The 11,296-nt window shown below is 69.9% G+C and carries 7 protein-coding genes; 2 read left to right on the top strand and 5 right to left on the bottom strand.

Annotated elements, in window-relative coordinates; genetic code table 11:
• Positions 1-188: 188 nt before the first annotated feature.
• The 5 genes from AB0O21_RS32165 to AB0O21_RS32145 all read right to left on the bottom strand — a co-directional run bounded on the left by AB0O21_RS32165 (position 189) and on the right by AB0O21_RS32145 (position 6,444).
• A complete protein-coding gene (locus AB0O21_RS32165; RefSeq protein ID WP_365176691.1) occupies positions 189-1,178 on the bottom strand; it encodes a PAC2 family protein in 990 nt (329 codons plus the stop codon).
• A gap of 127 nt (positions 1,179-1,305) precedes the next feature.
• Positions 1,306-2,913 (bottom strand): glycerol-3-phosphate dehydrogenase/oxidase, encoded by a 1,608-nt coding sequence (locus tag AB0O21_RS32160; RefSeq protein ID WP_365176688.1) that lies wholly within the window; start codon positions 2,911-2,913, stop codon positions 1,306-1,308.
• A gap of 41 nt (positions 2,914-2,954) precedes the next feature.
• On the bottom strand, positions 2,955-4,481 hold the full coding sequence (gene glpK, locus AB0O21_RS32155; RefSeq protein ID WP_365176685.1) for a glycerol kinase GlpK: 1,527 nt from the start codon (positions 4,479-4,481) through the stop codon (positions 2,955-2,957).
• A 77-nt stretch (positions 4,482-4,558) separates the two neighbouring features.
• Positions 4,559-5,341 carry an MIP/aquaporin family protein gene (locus AB0O21_RS32150; protein WP_365176682.1) on the bottom strand — a complete coding sequence of 261 codons (783 nt, stop codon included), beginning with the start codon at positions 5,339-5,341 and terminating at the stop codon, positions 4,559-4,561.
• A 335-nt stretch (positions 5,342-5,676) separates the two neighbouring features.
• Positions 5,677-6,444 carry an IclR family transcriptional regulator gene (locus AB0O21_RS32145; protein WP_365176679.1) on the bottom strand — a complete coding sequence of 256 codons (768 nt, stop codon included), beginning with the start codon at positions 6,442-6,444 and terminating at the stop codon, positions 5,677-5,679.
• 265 nt (positions 6,445-6,709) lie between these two features.
• Between AB0O21_RS32145 and metH the strand changes: the two genes are divergently transcribed.
• Together metH and AB0O21_RS32135 are read left to right on the top strand one after the other, a co-directional pair.
• A complete protein-coding gene (gene metH / locus AB0O21_RS32140; protein WP_365176676.1) occupies positions 6,710-10,222 on the top strand; it encodes a methionine synthase in 3,513 nt (1,170 codons plus the stop codon).
• A 115-nt stretch (positions 10,223-10,337) separates the two neighbouring features.
• Positions 10,338-11,039: an HAD family phosphatase gene (locus tag AB0O21_RS32135; RefSeq protein WP_365176673.1), complete on the top strand. Its 702-nt coding sequence runs from the start codon at positions 10,338-10,340 to the stop codon at positions 11,037-11,039.
• Positions 11,040-11,296 lie beyond the last annotated feature (257 nt).

Genomic DNA, 11,296 nt, shown 5'->3' with positions numbered 1-11,296 from the left:
GACTCCGACTCCTCGTAGAACTTCTGCAGCGCGAGCGAGGACTTGCCACCGCCGGACGCGCCGACGATGGCGAGACCACCGCCGCACCTGCGGCCGGGCCGACGTTTCGTTCCAGCCCCGCCGGCGTTTGAGGCGCGGGGTCCGGGGCGGAGCCCCAGGGCGCTTGCGCGGCGGCGCACCTGCCCGGGCTACGCCTCCGGCGGGGTGTCGTCCTCGTCGGGGGAGGCGGCCGCCGGCGGTTCCTCCGCCGGGGGGTCCTGCTTGCGCTTCGGCGGCAGCGACAGGCCGCCGGACGTGTCCCGCAGGTACGAGCCGTCACCCGGCTGCTCCGGCCCGGCAGGATCCCGCCGCCGCAGGTACCGCTCGAACTCCCGGGCGATCGCGTCCCCCGACGCCTCCGGCAGATCGGCCGTGTCCCGGGCCTCCTCCAGCGTCTGGACGTACTCCGCGACCTCGCTGTCCTCCGCCGCCAGCTGGTCCACGCCCAGCTGCCACGCCCGCGCGTCCTCCGGCAGCTCGCCCAGCGGGATCCGGATGTCGATCAGGTCCTCCAGCCGGTTCAGCAGGGCCAGCGTGGCCTTCGGGTTCGGCGGCTGCGACACGTAGTGCGGCACCGCCGCCCACAGGGACACCGCCGGCACCCCGGCGTGCGTGCACGCCTCCTGCAGCACGCCCACGATCCCCGTCGGGCCCTCGTACTTGGTCTCCTCCAGGTCCATCGTCCGCGCCAGGTCCGCGTCCGAGGTGACCCCGCTCACCGGCACCGGCCGCGTGTGCGGGGTGTCCCCGAGCAGCGCGCCGAGGACGACGACCATCTCCACGCCCAACTCGTGGGCGAAGCCCAGCAGCTCGTTGCAGAACGACCGCCACCGCATGGACGGTTCGATGCCCCGAACCAGCACGAGGTCGCGCGGCTTCGCCCCGCCGATGCGGACCACCGACAGCCGCGTCGTCGGCCACGTGATCTTCCGTACCCCGTTGTCCAGCCACACAGTCGGCCGGTTGACCTGGAAGTCGTAGTAGTCCTCGGCGTCCAGCGCCGCGAACACCTCGCCCTTCCACTCCCGGTCCAGGTGCGCGACCGCACCGGAGGCCGCGTCACCCGCGTCGTTCCAGCCCTCGAACGCGGCCACCATGACCGGGTCGATCAGCTCGGGCACGCCCTCAAGCTCGATCACCCAGGTCTCCTTCCGAAGTTCCCTTGCGTACGTGGGCCAGCCTAAGCCTTGATGAGGCACCGGCCACAGCCCACGACAGAGGGGCGGTTCCCCTCGGAACCGCCCCTCTTCCCCACCTGCGTACGAGCTATGCCTTGCGGCTCAGCATCTCCTCGACACGGGCCCGTACGGCCTCGTCGTCCAGGCCGCGGACCGTCACCGTGGTACGCCGGCGCAGCACGTCGTCGACCGTCTCGGCCCACTCGTTGTCACGGGCGTACGCGACCTGCGCCCAGATCTCCGGACCGTCCGGGTGGATGCGCTCGGCCAGCGCCGGGTCCTCGTTCGCGATCCGCGCGATGTCGAAGGCCAGCGAACCGTAGTGCGAGGCCAGGTGGCGGGCGGTCAGCGGGTCCATCCGCGCACCGGGCTCGCGGTCCACCAGCAGCCGGTGCGCGACCGCGTTCGGGTTGGCGACACCGGGCAGCGGGACCCGCCGCACCAGCGACTTCACCGGCTCCATGTCCTCGGTCAGCGGGCTGCCCGGGAGCTTCGCCAGCTTGTCCATGACCACACGGCCGATGTGCCGGTACGTGGTCCACTTGCCGCCGGCCACCGACAGCATGCCGCCCGCGCCCTCGGACACGACCGTCTCGCGCTTGGCCTTCTCGACCCCGCCAGGGCCGCCGGGCAGCACCCGCAGGCCGGCGAAGGCGTACGTCATCAGCGAGCGGTCCAGGTCCGCGTCCTTCACCGAGAAGGCCGCCTCGTCCAGGATCTGCTGGATGTCGGCCTCGGTGGCGCGCACGTCCGCCGGGTCGCCCTCGTACACCTCGTCGGTGGTGCCGAGCAGCAGCTGGTCCTCCCACGGGAGGGCGAAGGTGATGCGGTACTTGTCGATCGGGGTGGCCATGGCGGCCTTCCAGGGCGACTTGCGCTTCATGACGATGTGCGCGCCCTTGGAGAGGCGGATCGACGGCATCGAGTGCTTGTCTTCCATGCGCCGCAGGTGGTCCACCCACGGGCCGGTGGCGTTGAGCACGACGCGCGCGTCGACCCCGAACTCGGTGCCGTCCAGGCGGTCCTTGAGCTCGGCTCCGGTGACCCGGCCGCGCGTCATGCGCAGCCCGGTGACCTCGGCGTGGTTGAGGACGACCGCGCCCGACTCGACGGCCGCGCGGACCGTCATGACGGCGACGCGGGAGTCGTTCATCTGGTGGTCGTAGTAGACCGCGACGGCCTTCAGGTCGTCCGTCCGCAGCCCCGGGTTGTCGGCGGCGGCGCGGGCCGGGGAGATGACCTTGCCCATGCCGTCGCCGAAGGCCGAGAGGGCGGAGTAGGCGAAGACGCCCGCGCCCAGCTTGGCCGCACCGACCGGACCGCCCTTGTAGACGGGCAGGTAGAAGGTGAGCGGGTTGACCAGGTGCGGGGCCACGTCCTTGGCCAGCACCCGGCGCTCGTGGTGGTTTTCGGCCACCAGCTTGACCGCGCCGGTCTGCAGGTAGCGCAGGCCGCCGTGGACCAGCTTGGAGGAGGCCGAGGAGGTGGCGCCGGCGAAGTCGCCGGCGTCCACCATGGCGACCCGCAGACCAGACTGCGCGGCGTGCCAGGCCACCGAGGTGCCCAGGATTCCACCGCCGATGACCAGGAGGTCGTACGTGGCCTTCGCCAACTGCTCGCGGGTCTCGGCGCGGCTCGCGTTGGAACCGGCGGTCGGGTGCGTGCCCAGTGCGGTCACGCTCTGCGGGATGCTCATATCTCTCTTAGCTCCTCGTCGATTGACTCAGCTGAGTGTGGTCAGCTGGCGTCTTCGTCGTCGACCCAGCCCATGGACCGCTCGACGGCCTTGAGCCAGCTCTTGTACTCGCGCTCCCGCTGCTCGGCGGGCATCCGCGGGGTCCACTCGGCCGCGCGGCGCCAGTTGGCGCGCAGGGCGTCGGTGTCGGGCCAGAAGCCGACGGCCAGGCCGGCGGCGTAGGCGGCGCCGAGGCAGGTGGTCTCGGCGACCATCGGACGGACCACGGGGGCGTCCAGGAAGTCCGAGAGCGTCTGCATCAGCAGGTTGTTGGAGGTCATGCCGCCGTCGACCTTGAGGGCCGTGAGCTCGACGCCCGAGTCCTTGGTCATGGCGTCGGTGATCTCGCGGGTCTGCCAGGCGGTGGCCTCCAGGACGGCACGGGCGATGTGCGCCTTGGTGACGTACCGGGTGAGGCCGGCGATCACACCGCGGGCGTCGGAGCGCCAGTACGGGGCGAACAGGCCGGAGAAGGCCGGCACGAAGTAGGCGCCGCCGTTGTCCTCGACGGAGGAGGCCAGGGTCTCGATCTCGGCCGCGGACTTGATCAGGCCCATCTGGTCGCGCATCCACTGGACGAGCGAGCCGGTGACGGCGATGGAGCCCTCCAGCGCGTAGACCGGCTTCTGGTCGCCGATCTGGTAGCCGACCGTGGTCAGCAAGCCGCTGTAGGAGTTGATGATCTTGTCGCCGGTGTTCATCAGCATGAACGTGCCGGTGCCGTACGTGGACTTGGCCTCGCCCTCGGCGAAACAGGTCTGGCCGAACAGGGCGGCCTGCTGGTCGCCGAGCGCCGAGGCGACCGGGACGCCGGCGAGGACGCCGTCCTTGACGTGGCCGTAGACCTCGGCGGAGGACTTGATCTCCGGGAGGACGTTCAGCGGCACGTCCATGGACTCGGCGATGCGCTCGTCCCAGGCCAGGGTGTGCAGGTTCATCAGCATCGTGCGCGAGGCGTTGGTGACGTCGGTGACGTGCACGCCGCCCTGGGCGCCGCCGGTCAGGTTCCAGATGACCCAGGAGTCCATGGTGCCGAAGAGGATGTCCCCGGCCTCGGCGCGCTCGCGCAGGCCCTCGACGTTGTCGAGCAGCCAGCGGACCTTCGGGCCGGCGAAGTAGCTCGCCAGGGGCAGGCCGGTCTCGCGGCGGAAGCGGTCCTGGCCGACGTTGCGGCCGAGCTCCTTGCACAGGGCGTCGGTGCGGGTGTCCTGCCAGACCAGCGCGTTGTGCACCGGCTCGCCGGTGTTCTTGTCCCACAGGACGGTGGTCTCGCGCTGGTTGGTGATGCCGACGGCCTTGACGTCCGCGGCGGTGATCTCCGCCTTGGCGATGGCCCCGGCGACGACCTCCTGGACGTTGGTCCAGATCTCGGTGGCGTCGTGCTCGACCCAGCCCGGCTTCGGGAAGATCTGCTCGTGCTCCTTCTGGTCGACGGCCACGATGCGGCCGTCGCGGTCGAAGACGATGCAGCGGGAGGAGGTGGTGCCCTGGTCGATCGCGGCGATGAAGGGGCCGGTGCTGCTGGTCATGTGGCTGCTCCTGGCAGGTCTATGAGTAGGCGGAATCAGGATGCGGTGCGGATCTTACGAGCGCGGGCCGATGCTGATCAGGCGAACGCGATGTTGTACAGACCACCGGCGACGGCGGCACCGACGAGCGGGCCGACGACCGGGATCCAGGAGTAGCTCCAGTCGGAGCCGCCCTTGTTGGGCAGCGGCAGCAGGGCGTGGACGATGCGCGGACCGAGGTCGCGGACCGGGTTGATGGCGTAGCCGGTCGGACCGCCCAGCGAGAGGCCGATGCCGACGACCACGAACGAGGTGATCAGGACGCCGATGACACCGAGGCCCTTGCCGCCGTCCTGGAGGCCCTGGGTCAGGATGGCCAGGACCAGGACGGCCGTGCCGATGATCTCCGTCGCGAGGTTCTGGACCACGTTGCGGATCTCGGGGCCGGTCGAGAAGATCCCGAGCACCGGACCGGCGACGTCGTGCGGGTGCGGGTCCTCGGGACCGAGCCGCGCGTCCTTGATGTTCTCGGGGTCCGCCAGGTGGGCGCGGAACTGGCCGTAGTACGTGATCCACATCAGGACCGCGCCGAGCATGGCGCCGAGCAGCTGGCCCGCGAAGTAGACCGGGACGTCACCCCACTCGCCGGTCTTGATGGCGATGCCGACCGTGACCGCCGGGTTGAGGTGCGCGCCGGAGAGCGGTGCGGAGACGTAGGCGGCGATCAGGACCGCGAAGCCCCAGCCGAAGGTGATCGCGAGCCAGCCCGCGCCGCGGGCCTTGGAGCTCTTGAGCGTGAGGGCGGCGCAGACGCCACCGCCGAGCAGTGTGAGCAGGGCGGTACCGATGGTCTCGCCGATGAAGATGTCGGAGCTGGACACCCGCGACTCCTTTGTCTTACGTCCAGGGGTGGGCGGAAACCGGGTCCCTCCGGTGGTTCCGCGCACTCGGTGAGTGCTGCACCGGTCCTTGGCCTTGCCACACCCTAACGCGTATTGCCGGTAGGTGTTCGACATTGCCGACCGATGAACGGCAGTTTTCCGCCTACGTGAAGAACCCGTCAAGGCCTGACCAGGTCAAAGAACCGGATCGTTACCACCCGGTACGATCGCCCAAATCCGGCCAATCCATGATCAGTAAATGACAAAACCCACCCAAATGCAGCTTGAAGCCGCGCCGGGTGGGCCTTGAGTGGGGCGAAAGAGTCAGGTCAAGCTCAGAACCGGCCCGCTCCCAGGTCGCGTGAAACCGACCGCGCGCAGTCCCGTACGGACGCCACCAGCGCCGCCCGGGGCTCCCCGGACTCGCCGCAGACCCGCTCCACGGCGCCCGCCACCGCGACCGCGCCGACCGGCATCCTGCGCCGGTCGTGAATGGGCGCCGCGACCGAGGCGATGCCCTCCCACGTCTCCTCCACGTCGGCGGCCCAGCCGCGCGCCCGGGTCAGCCCGAGGACCTCCTCGAACCCGGCCGCGTCCGTGACCGTGCGCGGGGTGAACGCCTCGCGCTCCACCTCCAGCGCCTGCGTGTGCGCCACCGGGTCGTACGCCGACAGCACCTTGCCCAGCGCCGTCGAGTGCAGCGGCTGCATGGCCCCCACCTCCAGCACCTGGCGGCTGTCGTCGGGCCGGAACACGTGGTGCATGATCAGCACCCCGCTCTTGTGGAGCACGCCCACGTACACGCTCTCGCCGCTCGCCCGGGCCAGGTCGTCCGTCCACACCAGGGCGCGGGCCCGCAGCTCGTGCACGTCCAGATAGCTGTTGCCCAGACGCAGCAGCTCGGCGCCCAGCTGGTAGCGCCCCGATGCCGGGTCCTGCTCGACGAAGCCCTCCGCCTGCAAGGTGCGCAGGATGCCGTGTGCGGTGCCCTTGGCCAGGCCCAGGGCGGACGCCACGTCCGAGAGCCCCAGCCGGCGCTCCCCGCCCGCCAGGAGTCGCAGCATCGCAGCGGCTCGTTCGAGCGACTGGATGTTCCGTGCCATCGCGCAGCCTCCTGCTGACGTAGTTCGACAATGCTGAACACTATCGGTCGATGCCGACCTCGTGCATGCTGAGGCGTTCCGGACACACGTGCGTGTCGACACACCCGCGTCGACACCCCCGTCAGGACGCCCCGCGCACAGAATGCAGTCCGCCACGTGGGACGCCCTCACCGGGTCAGGTGCCGCGCGGTTACCCTGGCCGCGTGCACCCTTGACACAGAGGGGGTGCAAAGCCGACAGCCGTCGCATCCCAGGGAGCTCAACCATGGCCTCGTTGCCGAACCCGCCCGCTGACACACAGACCCGGGCCGATGCCCTCCGAGAGGCGCTCGCCACCCGTGTGGTCGTCGCCGACGGAGCCATGGGAACGATGCTCCAGGCGCAGGACCCCACCATGGAAGACTTCCAGCAGCTCGAAGGCTGCAACGAGGTCCTCAACATCACCCGCCCCGACATCGTGCGCTCCGTCCACGAGGCGTACTTCTCGGTGGGCGTGGACTGCGTCGAGACCAATACCTTCGGCACGAACTATGCGGCACTCGCCGAGTACGACATCGCCGATCGGAACTTCGAGCTGTCGGAGGCAGGCGCCCGCATCGCCCGCGAGGTCGCGGACGAGTTCACCGCCTCCACCGGCCAGCAGCGCTGGGTCCTGGGCTCCATCGGCCCCGGCACCAAGCTCCCCACCCTCGGCCACATCACCTACGGCCAGATCCGCGACGCCTACCAGATCAACGCCGAGGGCCTCATCTCCGGCGGCGCCGACGCGCTGCTCGTCGAGACCACCCAGGACCTCCTGCAGACCAAGTCCTCCATCATCGGCGCCCACCGCGCCATGAAGGCGCTGGGCGTCACCGTCCCGCTGATCTGCTCCGTCACCGTCGAGACCACCGGCACCATGCTCCTCGGCTCCGAAATCGGTGCGGCGCTGACCGCGCTGGAGCCCCTCGGCATCGACATGATCGGCTTGAACTGCGCGACCGGCCCGGCGGAGATGAGCGAGCACCTGCGCTACCTGGCGCGGAACGCCCGCATCCCGATCTCCTGCATGCCCAACGCCGGCCTGCCCGTCCTGACGAAGGACGGCGCCCACTACCCGCTGTCCGCCTCCGAGCTGGCCGACGCCCAGGAGACGTTCGTCCGCGAGTACGGCCTCTCCCTCGTCGGCGGCTGCTGCGGCACGACGCCGGAGCACCTGCGGCAGGTCGTGGAGCGGGTCCGGGGTACCGAGATCACACAGCGGAGCCCGCAGCCGGAGCCGGGTGCGGCTTCGCTGTATCAGACGGTGCCGTTCCGCCAGGACACCTCGTACATGGCCATCGGCGAGCGCACCAACGCCAACGGCTCCAAGAAGTTCCGCGAGGCCATGCTCGACGGCCGCTGGGACGACTGCGTCGAGATGGCCCGCGACCAGATCCGCGAGGGCGCGCACATGCTCGACCTCTGCGTCGACTACGTGGGCCGCGACGGCGTCGAGGACATGAAGGAGCTGGCCGGCCGTTTCGCCACCGCCTCCACCCTGCCGATCGTCCTCGACTCCACCGAGGTCCCCGTCATCCAGGCCGGCCTGGAGAAGCTCGGTGGCCGTGCGGTCATCAACTCCGTGAACTACGAGGACGGCGACGGCCCGGAGTCGCGCTTCGCGAAGGTCACCCGTCTGGCCCAGGAGCACGGTGCCGCGCTGATCGCGCTGACCATCGACGAGGAGGGCCAGGCCCGCACCGTCGAGCACAAGGTCGCCATCGCCGAGCGCCTCATCGAGGACCTGACGTCGAACTGGGGGATCCGCGAGTCGGACATCCTCATCGACACCCTCACGTTCACGATCTGCACCGGTCAGGAGGAGTCCCGCAAGGACGGCATCGCCACGATCGAGTCGATCCGTGAGCTCAAGCGCCGTCACCCGGACGTCCAGACCACGCTGGGTCTGTCGAACATCTCCTTCGGCCTGAACCCGGCCGCCCGTGTCCTGCTGAACTCGGTCTTCCTCGACGAGTGCGTGAAGGCGGGTCTGGACTCGGCGATCGTGCACGCCTCGAAGATCCTGCCGATCGCCCGCTTCGACGACGAGCAGGTCAACACGGCACTCGACCTGATCTACGACCGGCGGACCGAGGACTACGACCCGCTGCAGAAGCTGATGGCCCTGTTCGAGGGCGTCAACACCAAGTCGCTGAAGGCCGGCCGTGCCGAGGAACTCCTCGCCCTGCCGCTCGACGAGCGCTTGCAGCGCCGGATCATCGACGGCGAGAAGAACGGCCTGGAGGCCGATCTGGACGAGGCCCTCCAGACCCGCCCGGCCCTGGACATCGTCAACGACACCCTCTTGGAGGGCATGAAGGTCGTCGGCGAGCTGTTCGGCTCCGGCCAGATGCAGCTCCCCTTCGTCCTCCAGTCCGCCGAGGTCATGAAGACGGCCGTGGCGTATCTCGAACCGCACATGGAGAAGTCCGACGCGGAGGGCAAGGGCACCATCGTCCTGGCCACGGTCCGCGGCGACGTCCACGACATCGGCAAGAACCTCGTCGACATCATCCTCACCAACAACGGCTACAACGTCGTCAACATCGGCATCAAGCAGCCCGTCTCCGCGATCCTCGAAGCGGCCCAGGAGCACAAGGCCGACGTCATCGGCATGTCGGGCCTGCTCGTGAAGTCGACCGTGATCATGAAGGAGAACCTGGAGGAGCTCAACCAGCGCAAGCTGGCGGCCGACTACCCGGTCATCCTCGGCGGCGCCGCCCTCACCCGCGCCTACGTCGAACAGGACCTCCACGAGATCTACGAAGGCGAAGTCCGCTACGCCCGCGACGCCTTCGAGGGCCTGCGCCTCATGGACGCCCTGATCGCCGTCAAGCGCGGAGTCCCCGGCGCCGCCCTCCCCGAGCTCAAGCAGCGCCGGGTCGCCAAGCGGGACACGCCCGTCCTCCAGGTGGAGGAGGCGGAGGAGCCCGGCGGCCGGTCCGACGTGGCCGTCGACAACCCGGTGCCCGCCCCGCCGTTCTGGGGGACCCGCGTCGTCAAGGGCATCCCGCTCAAGGACTACGCCTCCTGGCTGGACGAGGGCGCCCTCTTCAAGGGCCAGTGGGGCCTCAAGCAGGCCCGCGCGGGCGGAGCCACGTACGAGGAGCTCGTCGAGAGCGAGGGCCGTCCCCGTCTGCGCGGGCTCCTGGAGAAGCTCCACACGGAGAACCTCCTCGAGGCGGCCGTCGTCTACGGGTACTTCCCCTGCGTGTCCAAGGGCGAGGACCTGATCATCCTGGACGAGCAGGGCAACGAGCGGACCCGCTTCACCTTCCCGCGCCAGCGCCGCGGCCGCCGCCTGTGCCTCGCCGACTTCTTCCGCCCGGAGGAGTCGGGGGAGACCGACGTCGTCGGCCTCCAGGTCGTCACCGTCGGCTCGAAGATCGGCGAGGCCACGGCCAAGCTGTTCGAGTCCGACTCCTACCGCGAGTACCTGGAGCTGCACGGCCTCTCCGTCCAGCTCGCCGAGGCCCTCGCCGAGTACTGGCACGCCCGAGTCCGCGCCGAGCTCGGCTTCGGCGGCGAGGACCCGGCCAAGGTCGAGGACATGTTCGACCTCAAGTACCGAGGCGCCCGCTTCTCCCTCGGCTACGGCGCCTGCCCCGACCTGGAGGACCGCGCGAAGATCGCCGACCTGCTCCAGCCGGAGCGGATCGGCGTCCACCTCTCGGAGGAGTTCCAGCTCCACCCCGAGCAGTCCACCGACGCGATCGTGATTCACCACCCCGAAGCGAAGTATTTCAACGCACGCTGACACCGACCGGCGTACACTGGTCGGTCCCATACAGGCCGGTCACCTGTTCCCCAGGGGGGTACCCCGCGGGGTCGAGGTGACCGGCCTTGTCGTCCCCCGGAGAGAGGCGTTACGCATGACCAGCACCGTTCCCGCCCCCGTCGCCCGTACGGCCGACGGGCATGCCCTGCAGGCGGTGCTGCTCGACATGGACGGCACTCTCGTCGACACCGAGGGCTTCTGGTGGGAGATCGAAGCGGAGATCTTCCACGAGCTCGGCCACCGGCTCGACGAGTCCTGGCGCGACGTGGTCGTCGGCGGCCCGATGAGCCGCAGCGCGGGCTTCCTCATCGAGGCCACCGGCGCCGCCATCGGCCTGGCCGAGCTCAGCGTCCTCCTCAACGAGCGCTTCGAGGCCCGCATCGCCGACCGGGTCCCGCTCATGCCGGGCGCCGAGCGGCTGCTGACCGAGCTGGCCCGGCACAACGTGCCCACCGCGCTCGTCTCCGCCTCGCACCGCCGCGTCATCGACCAGGTCCTGCTCACCCTGGGCCGCGACCGCTTCACGATGACCGTCGCCGGCGACGAGGTCGCCCGTACGAAGCCGCACCCCGACCCCTACCTGCTCGCCGCGAGCACGCTGGGCGCGCACCCCTCCCGGTGCGCCGTCATCGAGGACACCGCGACCGGCGTCGCCGCCGCAGAGGCTGCCGGCTGCCGGGTCGTGGCCATCCCCTCCGTCGGCCGCATCGAGCCGGCCCCCGGCCGGACGATCATGCGCTCGCTGGAGGAAGTGGACCTGGCCTTCCTGCGCTCGCTCATCGCCCCGATGAACTGAGCGCACGCGTCACCACACGCTCCGTACCGAACAAAACGACCGCGGGGCGCGGGTCCCGCGGAAGAATCTTCTACGGCACGCCCCGGAGGCTGAAATTCCATCCCATCCGGGGCAGTTGTCCCAGGTGACCTTTGTCACCCGTCACAGCCCCGACGGACCTGTCTCGGGGCCTCGGAGCCTGCCGCTCTGTCCGGATTGATCAGCTCCTGACCGAATCCGGACAGAGCGTCGCGTGAACAGCCGGTTCACTCCCGTCA

This window comes from Streptomyces sp. NPDC091371, assembly GCF_040684275.1.
GTDB lineage: Bacteria > Actinomycetota > Actinomycetes > Streptomycetales > Streptomycetaceae > Streptomyces.
The sequence above is the reverse complement of the archived record's forward strand: the minus strand, read 5'-3'. Positions and strand labels throughout refer to the sequence as shown.